15 protein-coding genes, 4 pseudogenes and 1 riboswitch are annotated in these 16,731 nt (G+C 39.8%); of the genes and pseudogenes, 14 read left to right on the top strand and 5 right to left on the bottom strand.

The genetic code is table 11. The features are described from left to right. Nucleotides 1-242 precede the first annotated feature (242 nt). Nucleotides 243-554 carry a helix-turn-helix domain-containing protein gene (locus E4K67_RS14905; protein WP_135548078.1) on the bottom strand — a complete coding sequence of 104 codons (312 nt, stop codon included), beginning with the start codon at nt 552-554 and terminating at the stop codon, nt 243-245. A 151-nt stretch (nt 555-705) separates the two neighbouring features. On the opposite strand from E4K67_RS14905, the gene E4K67_RS14900 reads away from it, so the two are divergent. The 3 genes and pseudogenes from E4K67_RS14900 to E4K67_RS14890 form a co-directional block, all read left to right on the top strand. After that, nucleotides 706-1,272 carry an SLOG family protein gene (locus tag E4K67_RS14900; protein WP_206752199.1) on the top strand — a complete coding sequence of 189 codons (567 nt, stop codon included), beginning with the start codon at nt 706-708 and terminating at the stop codon, nt 1,270-1,272. A 303-nt stretch (nt 1,273-1,575) separates the two neighbouring features. Beyond that, nucleotides 1,576-1,932: a hypothetical protein gene (locus tag E4K67_RS14895; RefSeq protein ID WP_206752198.1), complete on the top strand. Its 357-nt coding sequence runs from the start codon at nt 1,576-1,578 to the stop codon at nt 1,930-1,932. A gap of 523 nt (nt 1,933-2,455) precedes the next feature. Then, a pseudogene (locus E4K67_RS14890) lies at nt 2,456-2,722 on the top strand (DUF3102 domain-containing protein); the annotation flags it as partial. A gap of 357 nt (nt 2,723-3,079) precedes the next feature. Here the strand turns inward: E4K67_RS14890 and E4K67_RS14885 are convergent. Further along, complete coding sequence (locus E4K67_RS14885; RefSeq protein WP_243454483.1) at nt 3,080-3,568, bottom strand: helix-turn-helix domain-containing protein; 489 nt, start codon at nt 3,566-3,568, stop codon at nt 3,080-3,082. Nucleotides 3,569-3,734: 166 nt separating this feature from the next. Between E4K67_RS14885 and E4K67_RS14880 the strand changes: the two genes are divergently transcribed. From E4K67_RS14880 to E4K67_RS14870, 3 genes are all read left to right on the top strand, one after another. Continuing rightward, on the top strand, nt 3,735-4,313 hold the full coding sequence (locus E4K67_RS14880; protein WP_135548073.1) for a cyclase family protein: 579 nt from the start codon (nt 3,735-3,737) through the stop codon (nt 4,311-4,313). Nucleotides 4,314-4,447: 134 nt separating this feature from the next. After that, nucleotides 4,448-5,005 (top strand): 4Fe-4S binding protein, encoded by a 558-nt coding sequence (locus tag E4K67_RS31745; RefSeq protein ID WP_158408482.1) that lies wholly within the window; start codon nt 4,448-4,450, stop codon nt 5,003-5,005. Nucleotides 5,006-5,413: 408 nt separating this feature from the next. Further along, entirely contained in the window at nt 5,414-6,292 is an 879-nt protein-coding gene (locus E4K67_RS14870) for an Rpn family recombination-promoting nuclease/putative transposase (protein ID WP_135548069.1), read from the top strand. A 22-nt stretch (nt 6,293-6,314) separates the two neighbouring features. On the opposite strand, the pseudogene E4K67_RS14865 reads toward E4K67_RS14870, so the two are convergent. Further along, a pseudogene (locus E4K67_RS14865) lies at nt 6,315-6,458 on the bottom strand (DUF3102 domain-containing protein); the annotation flags it as partial. 395 nt (nt 6,459-6,853) lie between these two features. Between E4K67_RS14865 and E4K67_RS14860 the strand changes: the two are divergent. The 3 genes and pseudogenes from E4K67_RS14860 to E4K67_RS14850 all read left to right on the top strand — a co-directional run. Next, a pseudogene (locus E4K67_RS14860) lies at nt 6,854-7,051 on the top strand (DUF3102 domain-containing protein); the annotation flags it as partial. 125 nt (nt 7,052-7,176) lie between these two features. Continuing rightward, complete coding sequence (locus E4K67_RS14855) at nt 7,177-7,686, top strand: hypothetical protein (protein WP_135548065.1); 510 nt, start codon at nt 7,177-7,179, stop codon at nt 7,684-7,686. Between the two features lie 507 nt (nt 7,687-8,193). Then, the gene (locus E4K67_RS14850) at nt 8,194-9,120 is read left to right on the top strand and encodes an Rpn family recombination-promoting nuclease/putative transposase (RefSeq protein WP_135548063.1); all 927 of its coding nucleotides are present in this window, start codon (nt 8,194-8,196) and stop codon (nt 9,118-9,120) included. A gap of 533 nt (nt 9,121-9,653) precedes the next feature. Here the strand turns inward: E4K67_RS14850 and E4K67_RS14845 are convergent. Then, nucleotides 9,654-10,565, bottom strand: a complete 912-nt coding sequence (locus E4K67_RS14845; protein ID WP_135548061.1) for a LysR family transcriptional regulator — start codon at nt 10,563-10,565, stop codon at nt 9,654-9,656. A 247-nt stretch (nt 10,566-10,812) separates the two neighbouring features. Between E4K67_RS14845 and E4K67_RS14840 the strand changes: the two genes are divergently transcribed. Then, on the top strand, nt 10,813-11,925 hold the full coding sequence (locus E4K67_RS14840; RefSeq protein WP_135548059.1) for an alkaline phosphatase family protein: 1,113 nt from the start codon (nt 10,813-10,815) through the stop codon (nt 11,923-11,925). 174 nt (nt 11,926-12,099) lie between these two features. Beyond that, nucleotides 12,100-12,189: riboswitch (cyclic di-GMP riboswitch) on the top strand. Nucleotides 12,190-12,720: 531 nt separating this feature from the next. Here E4K67_RS14840 and E4K67_RS14835 read toward each other — a convergent pair. Continuing rightward, nucleotides 12,721-14,139, bottom strand: a complete 1,419-nt coding sequence (locus tag E4K67_RS14835; protein ID WP_135548057.1) for an MDR family MFS transporter — start codon at nt 14,137-14,139, stop codon at nt 12,721-12,723. Nucleotides 14,140-14,320: 181 nt separating this feature from the next. On the opposite strand from E4K67_RS14835, the gene E4K67_RS14830 reads away from it, so the two are divergent. The 4 genes and pseudogenes from E4K67_RS14830 to E4K67_RS14810 all read left to right on the top strand — a co-directional run. Continuing rightward, complete coding sequence (locus tag E4K67_RS14830; RefSeq protein WP_135548055.1) at nt 14,321-15,076, top strand: MerR family transcriptional regulator; 756 nt, start codon at nt 14,321-14,323, stop codon at nt 15,074-15,076. A 499-nt stretch (nt 15,077-15,575) separates the two neighbouring features. After that, nucleotides 15,576-15,857: a nucleotidyltransferase domain-containing protein gene (locus E4K67_RS14820; protein WP_135548051.1), complete on the top strand. Its 282-nt coding sequence runs from the start codon at nt 15,576-15,578 to the stop codon at nt 15,855-15,857. Continuing rightward, nucleotides 15,850-16,242, top strand: a complete 393-nt coding sequence (locus E4K67_RS14815; protein WP_135548049.1) for a nucleotidyltransferase substrate binding protein — start codon at nt 15,850-15,852, stop codon at nt 16,240-16,242. The genes E4K67_RS14820 and E4K67_RS14815 overlap by 8 nt, the downstream gene beginning before the upstream one ends. Nucleotides 16,243-16,589: 347 nt before the next feature. Beyond that, a pseudogene (locus tag E4K67_RS14810) lies at nt 16,590-16,682 on the top strand (DUF3102 domain-containing protein); the annotation flags it as partial. Between the last annotated feature and the right edge of the window lie 49 nt (nt 16,683-16,731).

The following is a 16,731-nucleotide window of genomic DNA, read 5'->3' as shown; positions in this document are numbered from 1 at the left end:
CATAAAAGAACAAGGTATTCCGCGGGTTGACGCAGAGCACCTTATTCGACAATAATAGGGGCTATAAGCATTGACACTTTATGCATTTTTACTGTTATTATATAGCAAAGCAGGGGTAAAACAACGGACCTGTCTCCCTGTTTCTCTAACCCAGATTGGAAAATATGCAACGAGCACACATATGTGTAAGGCTGAGGGAAGACAAAACAAGAAGCAGGCTGAATTTGATTCTACCTGCTTTTTTACGTTGTCTTCAAGTCTTTAATAATAGCCAGAAGATGTTCCAATTGGCCATTGTTTAGCTTCTTTGACTCATTAATTAAGTCGTTTAATTTTGTCGGAAAGCTTACTTCGTCATCAAAGAAATCTTTTGGAGGGACATTTAGGTATTCGCAGATATAAAAAAATCCTGTCATGGATGGCAGAGACTTTTTGTTCTCAATTTTATTGATATAGCTTTCGCTTTGACCTAAAGACAGGCTCATATCCCTTGCGGAAACCCCTTTTTGTGTGCGGAGCGTAGTTAATCTTTCGTAAAATAAATCCTCATACATTACAATTCACCACCTTGTATATATGATTATAGACAATACATTCGCTTATTATACGGAATTACAGCATATGTTTCTATTGACATAGGGAATTGTATTCCTTATAATGCGAGGGAATATATGCTTTAATTCCGTATTATTATGAGAAAGGTGGTTGCCTAAAATAACGATGATTATTAAAGATTCCAATATAAGGACTGCCTGCTGCTTTGCGGAACCCCATACTCCAAGCATTCCTATTGGGTTTGACGAAAAAAACGCCGATTGTCTGCGGTTGAAGCAGGTACTGAAGGAGCAGGCGGTCTATTTAATAGAAGCTGTTGGAGTTACTCATTTCATTAGTGGTGTTGATTTAGGTGTTGGCCAGTTTGTGGCAGAAATCGTCCTTGACCTCAAAAGAGACTATCCCGAAACTACCTTGGAATGCGTTATTCCTTATGAGGATCAGGCTGCAAATTGGACGATAGCACAGCGTGACCGGTACTTTTCTATTGTGGAACGAAGCGATAAGGAAACTCTTTTGCAGCGTCATTGCAGTAAAGATTGCATCAGAAAGAAAAAGGAATACATGGTCAAACAAAGTAATTATGTGCTTGTGGTATGGAGCGGCAAACCCGGCGGCGCGGGGAAAATCCTTTCTATTGCCCGCACCCTGGGAAAGATTTTGATTCTGATTAGCACCAATACCTTTGAAGTGCGAACTGATTCTAATAAACATTAGCAACACAGCCCAATGAACCGTATTGGCGCGCCAACTGGCAAGAGTGGCTTTAGGAGGTTCGTGGTGCCTGGCACTAGCTTATCAACTTAATATTTAGAGTGAATATTGTCACATTGTATGCCGTACTTTTCTTTCCCGATCCCTTTATAAAACGCCTCACTGATTAAACCCCGTAGTGTTCTATCTTCAAGCTATTACTTCTTTTTGTATGCAACGTAATAGGGGAAACATATTTTTGTCCAAGGCCAGTTGTATAGTTGTCTCAGTGAAATAAATAAGCGGGCAAAATTATGACTCGATAAAATGTCCAAAGTGAAAACAACAATTCAAGGGATAGGTCGAGAGACAATTGATTCTGTGACGAGATTCGCTAGAAATGCTTGGGCGATTGTTAGACGGATTCTGTCCATGTCATCTGTTATTCTAAACACAGGACTAGAAGCGGGGAGGGTTGTTATCATGTTCAGGAAAAACTGTCGTGTCTGTGGCAACGCTTCGTATAGCTCAAATGAGCGCGGATCATGGCCATGTCCTTATTGTAATACTGATTTAATTGAGGAGAGAGCGATGGGCGCGGATACTTCCGAACCGATTCGGGATGAGGATCAAGCTTTAAAGATTATGCCGTTACAAAGTGAGAGTCATCGAGGGGAGAGTTAACCCTCCCTCCCCCCTCAGGCCGTTTAAATGAGGTTTTGGTATGCTACCCCCAGACAGGACAGTGAAATAAAAAGCTGTTCAGTCTGGGGGTAATTATGTCACAACAGAGAAAAATACCAGTATAAGCCTCATAGATTGGTTGCAATAATTAATAGTGGTTTTCCGGAGGCGGAACAAAACTATACTGTACTTCAAAGATGTAGACGTTTTGCCATCGAGTCTGGTTTTGAATGGTTAGGGGGTCTACCACTAGGTGGTGGAATAGGATAATGACAATAAAGAAGAAACCCGCTGAACTCTTAAAGAGCAGCGGGTTTCTTCCCTCTTTGATCCCCCCAGGCTTAAACAACGGGGATACAATATCTTATGTTATGGTCGTCCAGGTTGTTACATAGTGAAGCGTTGCTTTGTCCAACAGCGGGGTACTTCCCTAGAGTAAAAAGCCTGACGACTGAGGTTGTCGCACTCTTAAGCTTGGCCACATATTATATGAGTGAAACTAGCCCCAAGGAGTGTGGATATCATGACTGATACTGTAACTGATACAGTAACTGATGTCATCAGCGGACGCACGCCGCATGTAATAGCGGCTGAAATTAACATGATCAAATACCAGACTGAAAGGATCTACCTTGCCGCCGCCGTCGAGATCGGAAGGCGGCTGACGGAGGCTAAGGCCCTGCTCAAGTATGGAGAATGGGGCAAGTGGCTGGAGGAGTCAGTCGATTTCTCCCAGAGCAGGGCCAATAAACTGATGCGTATCTTCAAAGAGTATGGAGCTGGACTATCAAGGATGTGGCAAGTGAAGGATTTTTCTAAGAACGTTAAATTTGCCCTCAATTTTCAATAAGTTGAAAATCAGGGCGATATTTTTATTGGTGGAGCAAGTGGATTAGGGGAGAAATGAGGCTTCGGCTGAGGCGTTTCATAATGACTCATTATGACTGCTTATGACTCATTCCACGGCTTTCAGTGCTTCAACCATGTTAATACCTTTGAGTCGCCTATGCATAATCAACATAGCCCATCACATAGTCTTTCAGACAATCCGTGAAAGGGGACAAGGAGATGAGGGAAGTGAATGAATGCCATTTCGGTCGAAACTTGAAAAGATGGCACCGAAGGAAATGATTATCAAATTTTAGTGTTAGAGCTCATTCAACAAATCATCCAAAAATCTACTAATCGTGTTTAACTCTTCTTTATTATATTTATTAAATATTTCTACCACCTTCTTATTTCCTAAATCATGAATCTTTTCATGGACTTCATAAGCTTCTTTTCCCTGAGATGTAAGGGTGTAGTAAATTTCTTTCTTGTTGTTTTCTAACTGGTTTGGCTTTATTAACTCCTTTAATATTAATTTGGCTGTTATCTTGGATATGGCTCCCTTGGTCAAAATTAATTCCTTTGAAATAAAGGTTGCATTGGGTAATCGATTTTTGCCGATGCAATCAATAACATGAAATTCTGAAAGCATAAGGTTTTTAGCGTATATATTTTCATATCCATACTCAATGAGTAAATCATTGAGAGCCTTTTCATGAGTTTGGAGATAATCATTTAAATAATCAAATAAAGCTGCCATTTGATTTAGTAGCATTTTTATTTCTACTTTATTACGTTCTATATTCAAAACGGGAAACTCCTTCCGATTTTAATTTCCTAAGAAACTATTATATTATAGCATATTAAAGCCTAAGACATCAATAATTATGAAAATAGTTTACAAGAAAATAATTATATGATACCCTATTATTATTTCCTAGGAAATCAAATTAATTTGATGGAGGTTTAAAATTATGAAATTAGACTTGAGTTTTAAAGTGGAGAAAAAAATGTTGGAAGCATTAGGATTAGCTGCGCAAGCCGTGGGACAGAATACTGAAAAAGCTGGACATATTGGGACTCATTTTGATGTTATGAATAAAGCGTTTCCCATAGAAAGTATTATAACAAAAGGTAAAATCTTTGATATAAGTCACATCACAGACATTGAAGTCAAGGTAGCGGATTTGGATCTAAGCGAAGTGCAGCAAAAAGATTTTGTAATATTCCATTCGGGTATCTTGAAAAAACATGGATACGGTACAAAAGAATATTTTTCAACCTATATAGAATTATCAGATGAATTAGTTGACTACCTTATTGGCAAGCAAGTAAGTTTTATAGGTGTAGACATGGGTGGGGCAAAAGGACCGGAAAACCACCTGCGTATTGACCAGTATTGTGCTGATAAAGGCGTATTTATCATCGAAAATCTTGATAATTTGGATTTATTGTTAGAAGAGGGAAAGGATAAATCATTCATAGTCTATACTTTTCCAGTAAATATGCATGGATTTACTGGACTTCCGTGCAGGGTAGTGGCTGAAATATAGTGTATCACAGAATATAGAAAGGTTGCTGTTTTTAAGCAACCTTTCTATATTTATAAAAGTTCGTAAAATTTTCCAGGGAATGTACTTTGAACACTTAAAATTATAAGTTGCTATGGAGAAAGCGGGGACGCGTTGTGAATATAGGCGTTAGGGTGCTTGAACTAGGTTTCTTAATCCTTTTGGGAGGGGTCAGCGGGAAATGTTTTTGCGGTAAAGTATGTCCATTTGGACTTTTCCAAGGGCTGTTATATAAAATACCGTTTCCGCTTAAGGCTAATACATTCAAAGCCCACAAGTACCTGCGGTATTTAAAATACGCTCTATTGGCCTTGATGGTTTTGCTTCTGTTCATTTTTCCCATGGAAGAACCAGCCCGGGCCAGCCAAGTATTGGACAAAAAAATGGTATTGGTGCTTGCGGCTTTCATTTTGCTTTGTATTATGATTTATCGCCCGTTTTGCAAGTATCTATGCCCTGGCGAAGCCATTCTCACTGTAGGCAATTTGATTCCCTTTTATCGATACAAAGTAGATGAACAGAAATGTAGCCGTTGTGGAATGTGTGCCAAGGCATGCAAAATGAATTTACAGCCTTATGAAACATCAAATCATATGGACTGTAACCATTGTGGTGCTTGTAAAAAAGCGTGTCGAACAAAAGCGATTTCATCCGGATTTAGCTTCTCAGGATAACACTCCTCCCAAGCAAGCAGTCTCAAACAGTCATGTCGCTTGGATGCTGAATAGTGAAAATTATTGAAGATATGTATGCTGGCCAGCAAGCGCATTGGGTAAGATTGTCTTTTGGACGGCTTACATAAGGCCTGCGCCGCATCATAAACAGCCTGTTCCGCGGCGTCGGATATAGTTTTGTTATATTCGTGCAAACTCTGAACCTCTTGCTAACTGAGACATATATAATAAAATAGAATAGCTAGCATTAACTATACCTTTTTCTGGAACTGATATGTGTGTTGTTGTATAATATAACTATAGGGTCGATGTGTTCATCCTTGATAATGGTTGATCTGCTGATGGATGGTTAATCTACGGTAGATTTGCTAAAATGATATAAAAGAACTCGAGAGGATGAAGTTTTCAATGGCTGGGAGAAAGAAGAGTAAAAGCAAAGAGATGGCAATGGACGATGGATTTCTAATGTCGCCAAAAGTAGACTTCGTGTTCAAGCTAATTTTTGGCGACGAAAAAAATAAAGATCTCCTAATAGCCTTTCTGAGTGCTGTACTAGGTGTGCCAGCGGAAGACTTTGAAGGAATAGAAATCATTAACAGTGAGCTACTAAGAGAGTTTGCAGAGGATAGAAAAGGAATTCTGGATGTGCGGGCAAAGACCAAGCAAGGAAAACAGATTGACATAGAGATACAGATATTACCTACTGAATTCATGCCCGAAAGAACTATGTTTTACTGGTCAAAGATGTACACAAGTCAAGTAAAGCCAGGTGATACCTATTCCAGGCTAAAGAAATGCATCACTATCAACATCGTTGATTTCAAATGTACCCCGCTTCAAAAGTTGTACTCCAGCTATCATTTGACAGAGGATGAAACCGGATACAGATTAACTGACATATTAGAGGTGCATTTCCTGGAGATCGTAAAATTAGCCGATACGGATATTCAAAGAGACGAGAATGATCCAATAATTGAATGGATGGAATTCCTTGATGCAAAATCAAAAGGAGTGATTGAGATGTTAGCTGAAAAGAATAAAGACATCAAAAAAGCTTATGATTTATTGCAGATCATCAGTAAGGATGAAAAGGCAAGAATGCTGTATGATGCCAGAGAAGCCGAGCTTCGTGACCAGCTAACGAGGATAGAGACAGCGGAGAATAAAGGAAAGGCAGAAGGAAAAGCAGAAGTTGCGAAGAATCTTTTGGAGTTGGGAATGGAGATTTCAAAGATAGCTAAAGCAACAGGCATGACGGAAGACGAGGTTAAAGTACTAAAAGATTGAGACTACTGATCGAGGGAGGGGTCTGCTCTTCTGGAATTCCCAGCAGGAGAATGGCCTGGTAGTATGTCAAATTCGTCGGCGCCGACGAATTTGAGCTGTCGCCGTCAGCGGTGGAAGCGAATAGTTTATCTCCATATTCTTCAAAGAGCTGCATTAGCAAATTCCCATTCACTTGATTGCAATTATCCGACACCATTAGCTGTTACCGGGTGATAATCCCAACTTCCGTCGTAGCCATTTGGGAAGTATTGATAATACCAGTTGACGAAAACCACGGGGCTTTATGGCTCCGTGGTTTCATAATGCTTTCACCTCCAATAGATCGGATTTTTCGGCCGACTATTCATCAATCAGCTCAAAGTTTTTCCTATAGAGTACGTCGATCACCGGATACTCCGCCTGACCGAATAAGGCATGTGCCTCATTATAAACAGCTTCTAAGCCTGTCCGAGAAACGAATACGTATTCGTTTCTCGGACAGGCCTTTATAGGAGGTTGTCACGCTTGTTAAGCCTATCCCATATGATGTGAATATAGTGCAAGATGGGATTGATAATCAACATAAGCGATTCGATAACAGAGAGAACGCCGCCCGTCATCGCGGTTGAAATTAATATGATTAAACAACAGACCGAAAAAGTAGTGCTTAACAACGCTATCGAGATCGGCCGACGGCTGAAGGTGGCCAAGGACCTGATTCCCTATGGGGAATGGGGCAAGTGGCTGGCGGAGTCGATAAGTTACACGGAGAGAACGGCCATTAAGGAGCGCGACAACCTGTAGACGAAAGCGGGCGATCTGCAGAAGTCCTGATAACTTTTATGGAGTTGGTACATTAAATATGTACTGCTGTTATCGTTTAATAATTATGGGGAGGGGCTATATTGCAAAAGGAGAATTTAGCGAAGTATATTATTTCGACTGCTACCAAATATTTAAGCGCTGTTGAAATTAATAATAGCAGGTCCAATCAGAATGAGTTTAGCGAAGTCTCTAACATTAAACAAATCTTAGGATGCGAAAAGCTACTCAATGTTCCAACGCAGTTTTTATATTTGTCAGACGATGAATCAGAGGAGCTATTAGACTTCGGAACCATCTCTTGGTATGATGCAAGCGAAAATAACCCTTTTCAATCCTCTGAATTTAGACTTTATTATTCGGAAAATATGGCTATGAGTGAAGCAAACGAAGGAGACTTACTGGTCATTGCTCTACGTCCTGATAAAAGTGTCATGATAATCATTGCTAAGTCTGGATCAAGCTCTGAAAATCAATTATTATTGCTTTTTGGAACAGCCGAAACAACCTTTATCATTAACACCAATTTAGCTTCTAAAAGCGTCGATTTTAGTATACGATTTATTTTAAGAGGGCTTGGAGTTAATGCATAGAATTAGAGATAGCTGTATTGGAAGATATGGCCGTCATGTCTGGAATCACGCAGGATGACGCATTAATTGAGCAATGCGTAGATTAATTATTAAAGAGGTTAATGAATTAGCTATACCTGTCTTGGGTTAGCAGACGTTCAAAGTCACTATGGCTCGGCACCGATCAGTTGACTTTCTTCATTAAGTACAAATGGAGAGAGGCCGTATCAGAGCTTGTTAATACTGATGATCTCATCAAGGTCGAGCGTGATTTTCTCACTAGAGGTTACTAAGGTAATCTTTTTTAAACGGTCAGAGCCTTCAGGTGCAAGCTGTAATACAATTAGAAATGTCTAGCATAAAGCATTCCTTTTTATGGAACTAATATGTGCGTTGTTGTATAATGGAGCCATAGGGCCGTTAGGTTTCGTTTTGATAATAATAATGGTTGTCTGCTGATGAGTGTGTGAAACTACGGTGGATTTGCTAAAATGATATCTATATAACTGAAGAGAGGATGAAGTTAATATGGCTGGGAGCAAGAAGAGTAAAGCCAAACAAACACCAACTGACGATAGATTTCTAATGTCACCAAAAGTAGACTTCGTGTTCAAGTTAATCTTTGGAGACGAAAAAAATAAAGATCTGCTAGTCGCTTTCCTCAGTGCCGTACTAGGTGTTCCGGCGGAAGACTTTGAGGGAATAGAAATCATCAATAATGAGCTTTTAAGGGAGTTCGCGGAAGATAGAAAAGGAATACTTGATGTCAGAATAAAGATGAAACAAGGGAAACAAATTGATATCGAGATTCAAATATTACCGACAGAATTCATGCCCGAAAGAACCATGTTCTACTGGTCTAAGATGTACACAAGTCAAGTAAAGCCAGGTGATACCTATTCCAAGCTAAAGAAATGTATTACCATCAACATCGTTGATTTCAAATGTACCCCACTTCAAAAGTTGTACTCCAGCTATCATTTGACAGAGGACGAAACCGGATACAGGTTGACGGATATCATAGAGGTCCATTTCCTGGAGATCGTAAAGCTAGCAGATTTGTCTATTCCAAGAGATGAGAATGACCGCATCGTTGAATGGATGGAATTTCTAGATGCAAAATCAAAAGGAGTGATTGAGATGTTAGCAGAAAAGAATAAGGACATCAAAAAAGCTTATGATTTATTACAGATCATTAGTAAGGATGAAAAGGCAAGAATGCTGTACGATGCCAGAGAAGCCGAGCTTCGTGATCAGCTAACGAGGATAGAGACAGCGGTGAATAGAGGAAAGGCAGAAGGAAAGGCAGAAGGAAAGGCTGAGGGAAAGGCTGAAGGGAAGTTGGAGGCAGCTCGAAACGCAGTGAAAAAGGGATTATCTTTAGAAGACATTGCTGAGATAACTGATCTGCCCCTAGAAATCGTGCAGAAGCTCAAAGCAGAACTATCAAACTAGTGCTCGACCACAATTACTCCAGTTCCTTCCGGAATTGTGCTAGGGTCAAACTCCTCCAGAATTATGGGACAAAAAACGTTCATGGTCAGGGATACAGGCTGAAGCAACATTATTTTCCATCTTTTATTCTTTGGCCAGATAATCCACACGATGCCAAGTTAAAAGATGTCTCAGGGCGGGGTTACTGACAGAGATTAGCTGCGTTATTTTGAGTGTACGACCGATAACATTTCCCATCAACAAGAAGCCTGTAAATAGAGCAAAAACCAAGTTCACACTGGTTTTTGCTCTATTTCTATACACTTTGCTATTTGACGCTTACGTCTTAAAAGCAGGCGGTTAAGCCGACGGTTGGTCGAATAGGTCGTAAGCGCTTAATATTCCGGCGCATGGTCAACATACTTTATCTATGAGAAACTATCTCCATAACACAAAGGGATGGAGGTATTCGAATGGATAAACAAGAACATAAGGCTCTGGTGGCCGAATGTATGCTCTGTCAGATAAAATCAAAACCATAGAGGTGAACCAGTTTAAAAGTCTATGGTTCCATTATCGGTTAACTCGTCCATATATTCTTTTACTAATTTTGTGAAAGTGCTAATGAGATAACTTTTTTTATGATTTTTTTTAGTGATGACATTGATTTGACGAGTAATAGGAAAGCCTTCCAGATCAAGGCATTTTATTGTTGTATCCTCTGGCCGAAGTGAAAAAGTTGAAAGCATTGATATTCCTACATTTTGGGCAACAGCTCTATATATAGCCTCTGGTTGTCCTATTTCTGTGCTATTACCAGCATCAAGCCCATTTTCATGGAGCCAATCATAGAAAATTTTTCGTGTATTTGATCCTTGCTCTCTTACTATGAAATTTTCGTTTTTTAAGTCTTGAACCCTTACTTTCTTTAGTTGAGTTATAGGATTGTCAATTGATGAAACTAAGACCAATGTATCATAGCCGACGATAGTAAAACATAAGTCCTCGTTATCGTTATCTGGGGTAAATGATGCCAACACAACATCAACCGACCCATCTAAAAGACTGTCTATTGCTTCATTTGTATTACTTATCGCAAAGAAAAGTTTTGTTTGAGAATCATTTTTTTTGAATTTTGCAGTAATACCCGGTAAAAGGTAAGTTCCAATTGCGGTAGTGTCAATCCTAAGAGTGTTTGCATATACACCACGTATTTGGCTGAGAGCTTCCTGACATTCAGCTTGAATTTGCAATAATCTTCCAGCATATACCGCAAGAACTGCACCGGCTTCCGTTGCTTGGTATCCTTTTCCACTTCGCTTTAGTAGCTTTATACCAAGATCATCCTCTAATGACTTGATACGTGCTGTTGCGGTGGGCTGACTTATATAAAGCAATTTTGCAGTTTTGGAATAGCTTCCAGATTCAATTATATTCATAAAGGTTGCTAGTTCCTTAAAGTCCATTATTTGTTTTCTCCTTTCAACAACTATTAACAATTATAATACAATTTACAAAGCTTAATACATATTATTATCAAATTTATTAATATTTAAATTAAAAAATCAAAACGAACTGAAACGTAAAAACCTTGATTACATCAATGTATCAAGCTATAATAAAGGCGAGAATCGGTTAAATATATATAGAAATAGTTAATACATCAACTTAGCCGAAGCTCATATTTTTTAAGATTGAAAGGATTGAATTTAAATGGGAAAAATTCTATTAATTGTTATTGATGGCTGTGCACTCGATTACTTGAGTGATGAAACCACCCCCAACATGATGAGGCTTGGAAAAGACGGATTCTTTAAGACCGTAAAATCTGCCATTCCATCTGTAACTAATGTGAATCACGCAACCATCTTAACAGGTTCATTTCCGGAAGAGCATGGGGTTGCCGGAAATTACTTCTATAATCCTCAGACCGGGGAACAGGCGTTTATTGAAGGTCCTGGTCACTTGAAAAAAGAAACCATTTTAGATGTTTACGCCGCTCAGGGTAAAAGCACGGCTATACTCAGTGTTAAAGGAAAGGTTGTTCATGTATTTGGTTCACCAGTGGAGACAAAGATCAGTGTTCAAGAACCTGATGAAAATCTGCTAAAGCGACTCAATCTTGATAATCCTCCTGCGGTATCTGCTTTAGCTGCAAACGACTGGGTATTTAACGCCTGCTTTAACCTTATCCAGCAAGATGATCCCGATTTTGTCTATTGTACAACAAATGATTATATGATGCACAATTTTGCACCCGATACACAGCAAGCAAAAACCCATATGGCAAAAATTGATGAATGGATCGGAAAAATCTACGACGTAAACCATGAGCGGGAAATCTACATAACGGCTGACCATGGCATGAACAGAAAGGATCATCTGGTCAACATGCAAATAAAGCTTGACGCCGCCGGTTTTAATACAGTTTGCTTACTGCCGATTAAAGACAGGTATTTGGAAAATCATATATATCAGGAAGGCGGCACCCTATATATTTATTCCAACGAACCGGCTAAGAACGAAGATTTGGCGGAGTATTTAAGAACATTACCTTTTGTGGAAAAGGTATATGACAGAACGGAAGCTGCCAAAGAATTACACTTGCCCGTTGATAAAATCGGTGATTACGTAATACTCGCCGATTCTACTACGGTTTTTGCAGAAACCGAAAATGAGGATAAATATATAAAAGTAAGGACACATGGTTCCTTGCACGAACAAACTATACCTCTCATTTCAGTAAACGCTCGCAGAGACGCAGACACTTATCAGTACAGCCGGGACATCGTTAAATTCATCTTGGAGGATGAAAAAATCAAATAGTATCACAGCTCTATCAATAAACTTAATCCTCAAGAAATGACTATTTTCGGCGGGAGGCTGTTGACGGCAAGGAGATCGAGCAACAGATACGGCAGATGCTCAAGCAATAATGAGGCTCGACCAAACGACAATACAGCGTGTGCCAGAGAAATAAGGATTGTATTAGAAATAGAATAAAGCCAAGGGCAAACCCATCTGAAGACGGGGATGCAATGCCGTAGGGTCTAAGGCGCTGAACAGCGCTATGATAGCCTGGTTGCCAAAAGCTATGTAAAGCCTGCCCTTTTTTAAAGGGGCAGGCTTTTTGCACTCTTCGCGGCTTTTGTCGGATGATGTCGGGATATCAAACAGGGCTTTTGCCGTGCTCTTGGCGGAAGGGTCACGTTTTGACTACCTGTTTTTCCTGCTTGGTTCGTGGTGCCTGACACCAACTTATCAACTTATTATTTAGAGTAAATATTGTCACATTGTATGCCGAACTTTTCTTTCCCGATCCCTTTATAAAACGCCTCAGTGACTAAACCCCGTAGTGTTCTATCTTCAAGCTATTACTTCTTTTTGTATGCAACGTAATAGGGGAAACATAGTTTTGTCCAAAGCCAGTAGTATAGTTGTCTCAGCGAAATAAATGAACGGCAAAACTGTATAGGGAATGTTACCATTTACAACAATTCGTATAGTACGGATTTAACTGTCCAATACAAAGATCCACCAGTAGTTATCCGTGAAAGTCAACCTTAGCACTCTGCTTGTTGTAACGGCCATGCTTCACCTCCTTTAGATCGGATGAATATATTATTTTTTAGATTTTTTGTTAGTTAAGAACATAGCTGGAATGAGCAATACTAAGCTAAGGACTAAGGCTAACCTGAAACCATCGTGGTAAGCAGTGGTCATGAGTGGAATCGTTGGCACTTTACCTTGGCTTGAAAGGCTAACAACCGTTGCCAGCACTGCTGAACCAAACGCACCACCAATATTTTGCACGATCCGAGTTCCGACACTGGCTTGCGCAATTTCTTGGTTGACCATACCAGTGTACGCATCAGTCATCATTGGAAGGGTGATACCACCGATACCTATACCTCGGACAAACAAGACAACACTTACAACAATGAGTGAAGATGCCTCATTGAAGAAGACAAATGGAATCGTGCCAACGATGGCTAATGTCAAACTTACCAAGACAACATTACGCGCACCCAATTTATCAGTTAGCTTACCAATCAATGGACGAGCAACTAACATACCGATACCTTGTGGAATCAAGATCAATCCAGCGCTCAAAACTGAGAAGCCCTTAATGTTTTGGAAAAACAAAGGTAATAACAACATTGGACCATTGGTGGCAATCCCTGCCAGGAACAAGCCAACCATGACAGCACTGAAATTTTTCGACTTAAACAAGTGTAAGGGGAGAATTGCTTGTTCCTTTTTAATAGCTGCATAAATCGTGTAGATGGCTAACATTGCGACTCCTGCAACAACATAACCAATCGTCGTGCTGTTGTTAAATGTAGCATTTTTCGCTGCTTTAGTAATCCCATAAATCAAGGCGGATGAACTGGCACCCAATAAAATGATACCAATGAAGTCGAATTTGGCTTTAAGGTTAGCTGGCGTGAAGTTAGGCAACTTCAAAATCATCAAAGCGATGGCAAGAATACCGATTGGAATGTTGACAAAGAAAATGTAACGCCAGGATAAGAATTGGACAATCACAGCCCCAATAACCGGGCCAAGGATTGGACCCAAGACCGTTGGGATCCCAATGGTCGACATCAAACGTCCCATTCGCTCTCTTCCGGCGATTTCAACACACAAAGTAGTCACTAATGTCATGATAAAGCCAGCACTGAAACCTTGAACAATTCGGAAAATAATCATTGAATTGATACTCCAGCTAAGTCCCGAAGCAATCGAAGCAGCCAAGAATAATACATTGGCGCCAATCATTAACCATTTACCGTTGAAACGTTGAACTGCCCAACCAGCAAGTGGCACTGAAATTGCCATGGCTAACACATAACCCGTAATTACCCATTGAATTAAATCAAGTCCGATACTGAAATCAATACTCAAGTGCTTGATGGCAATGTTGACCATTGTTGAATCAAGTAGTGGCATAACTGCTCCAAGCACTAAAATCCAGGCAATGTTCATGATACTCTTTGGAATCGGCTCAAGTTCTGGAGCTTCTTTATTCTTACTCATCCTAAATAAATCCTCCTCATTATGTGCGGCGCTCGTGTCCATCTTTTTTTACTTTAAAAAGCGCCGCATTCGGTTACAATGAAAGCATAAACTATAACGTCACGTTCGAGTCAAAGGCTTTTTGAAAAATATTTGAAAATATTTTATCGACCTATTGAACAGATTGAAAGAAGGACGAAAATTGAAAAGTGTCAATGAAGTGAGCAAACTCTCCGGCGTAAGCCGCCGCACCTTGCAATATTATGATGAAATCGGATTATTGCCGCCCAGCGCGGTAAAAGAATCGGGCTACCGACAATATGACGACGAGAGCTTGCGCCGCTTGTGGAGCATTTTATTCTATAAGGAGCTTGGCATTTCCCTTGACGACATTCGGTTGATGCTTGAAAATCCAAAGGAAATGGAAAAGGAGTTAATGCGGCAACATAAACAAATTCTTTTGGAAAAACAATCCCAATTGCAAAAAATGATACTGTCAGTTGACCGTATCTTGAATGATAAGTTTGAAATTTCAATGCTTAGGGATTTTGATAGAAATCGAATTGAAACGCTAAAGAAAACATATGCCAATGAAATCCGAGAGTTAATGGAAAGTGCTTTTTTTCTTCCATTAGTGAAAAGCGGTATATTCCCGGGCAGTGTATCCATTGTTAAAAACGCTTCGAATATAATGAACTTGGATTTTGGCAAGCTCATTGCTCTCTGCGGGGATGTCATTCAAAAGTTTTGCGAGGCCATGCAGGATGGCCCGGACAGCTTAGCGGCAAAAGAAGCAGTTGCTTCTTATAAGGAATTTATAAATACTTGGATTCCCTGCGACGATAAAGCTTTCCGCAAAATCGGACAGGCGTATTTGAAGTATAAAGAAGATTTGGATAAAAAGACACCGGGACTTGCAGAATTTGTATATGAAGCTATTTTGCATGTGTATCAGTAACTAAACATTCTTGGCGGGAATGCCAACCAAAACGAAACATTTGCGTTTAAAGATTTTGGGGAGATTTTGTTGACGGAACCCCTGTTGCTAAGTGTTGTGTGAGAAACGGGAGATAAGGCTGGAGTATGGACTCGGCTTCGAAGTCAAATCTCCCTTAAAAGAATTGAAGCGCCGTCTAGTAACGAAGGAAATCAAGTTTGTTTTTGTGGTGGATATATATAATGAAGGAATTGATATCCCCGAGGTGCCGGAGTTTGTGCTGAAGGAGACGGTGAAGGTTTGCGCGGGATTGTGTAGGAGTAGAGGTGTATATCCTTTGAGTTTTGGTAGTGCTGTAAAAAAGTGTCCTGCGACTTGATAGCCCAAACATTGCTAACGAATAAATAATGAGCATGGACAAATAACAGTCCTGTATGTTATGCTGATAATGCCAATAATTGGAGATAACTTAGAAATGAAATCAGGCATTATTAAAATATTCGAACTGGGGTCGTGAAGAATGGATAGTGTTTTAGAACGAATCAAAGAGATTTCCCTTCAATACAAAGTTGATAAGATTGTTCTATTTGGTTCACGTGCAAGAGGCGATCATTCGTCTGTCAGTGACTATGATATAGAAATTTATGGAAACGATTTATCGGCTCTAGATAAAGCTTGCCTTCGTAATGATGCGGATGAGATTGAAACCCTCAAAAAAATTGATATCATATTTGTCCAAACAAACTCTACAGATGGACTGATGGAAAGCATTAAGAGGGACGGTGTAATCATCTATGAGTAAGTTGGAAACTAAACTCATTAATTTTGAGAATGCATTGCAAAGGCTTAAAGAAGCAGATAAAGAGTTTAATAGGCAAGGTGTTAGCGATGTGGTCCGTGATGGGGTTATACAGAGATTTGAGTTTACCTATGAGCTTGCATGGAAAACCACTAAGGTGTTTCTTGAAGATAGTGGCATAATAGATATTAATTCACCAAAAGCAGTGATTAAAGAGGCATATGCTCAAAAACTTATTAGTGATGAGAAAACGTGGCTACTTATGTTGAATGACAGAAATATGACTTCCCACTTGTATAGGGAAGAGATAGCGGTGGAAATTGCCGAAAGAATTTCTGGATTTTATATAACAGAATTTGTATTACTTCTAAAAGAATTGCAAAAGTAGTAGCTCAGAATGATTGCGTTAAATAAATACAGCTGAGAACTGGTAGCTCTCGGAAAACATACTGAGGAAAGGGGAGCCTTTCCGGGCTGGTTGCCGCTAAAAGAATGGCAATTATTTGATGGTATGGTCGATAACATTTTCCTTTACCTAGAAGTCTGCAAATAGAGCAAAAACCTAGTTTACACTGGTTTCTGCTCTATTTCTGTACACTTTGTTATTCGACGTCTTAAAAGCAGCCGGTTAAGCCTGCGGCGGGTCGAAAAGGTCGTTGGTTGTCCACCGCTTACCCACTTTCATATCTTGAATAGGATAATGACAATAAAGAAGAAGCCCGCTGAACTCATAATCTTTTAGGCATCCCAAAGGAGGAACGGGCGCAATTCATCATCGATATGGATATCGAGGGAATGACCAATCAGGAACTCAGGCAATCAGAAAAAGCTAGCCCCTACACTATGGAAGTGTGGGGCGATCTTTTGTCCGCAATTC

This window comes from Desulfosporosinus fructosivorans (genome assembly GCF_004766045.1).
GTDB classification, from domain to species: domain Bacteria; phylum Bacillota; class Desulfitobacteriia; order Desulfitobacteriales; family Desulfitobacteriaceae; genus Desulfosporosinus; species Desulfosporosinus fructosivorans.
Note: the sequence above shows the minus strand (reverse complement) of the source record. Positions and strands in the feature narration are given on the sequence as shown.

Excerpts from the sequence above, each read along its gene's own strand:
- E4K67_RS14905 (WP_135548078.1), bottom strand. The coding sequence starts at position 554 with ATGTATGAGGATTTATTTTACGAAAGATTAACTACGCTCCGCACACAA.
- E4K67_RS14895 (WP_206752198.1), top strand. The coding sequence starts at position 1,576 with ATGTCCAAAGTGAAAACAACAATTCAAGGGATAGGTCGAGAGACAATT.
- E4K67_RS14880 (WP_135548073.1), top strand. The coding sequence starts at position 3,735 with ATGAAATTAGACTTGAGTTTTAAAGTGGAGAAAAAAATGTTGGAAGCA.
- E4K67_RS14870 (WP_135548069.1), top strand. The coding sequence starts at position 5,414 with ATGGCTGGGAGAAAGAAGAGTAAAAGCAAAGAGATGGCAATGGACGAT.
- E4K67_RS14850 (WP_135548063.1), top strand. The coding sequence starts at position 8,194 with ATGGCTGGGAGCAAGAAGAGTAAAGCCAAACAAACACCAACTGACGAT.
- E4K67_RS14845 (WP_135548061.1), bottom strand. The coding sequence starts at position 10,565 with ATGGACTTTAAGGAACTAGCAACCTTTATGAATATAATTGAATCTGGA.
- E4K67_RS14840 (WP_135548059.1), top strand. The coding sequence starts at position 10,813 with ATGGGAAAAATTCTATTAATTGTTATTGATGGCTGTGCACTCGATTAC.
- E4K67_RS14835 (WP_135548057.1), bottom strand. The coding sequence starts at position 14,139 with ATGAGTAAGAATAAAGAAGCTCCAGAACTTGAGCCGATTCCAAAGAGT.
- E4K67_RS14820 (WP_135548051.1), top strand. The coding sequence starts at position 15,576 with ATGGATAGTGTTTTAGAACGAATCAAAGAGATTTCCCTTCAATACAAA.
- E4K67_RS14815 (WP_135548049.1), top strand. The coding sequence starts at position 15,850 with ATGAGTAAGTTGGAAACTAAACTCATTAATTTTGAGAATGCATTGCAA.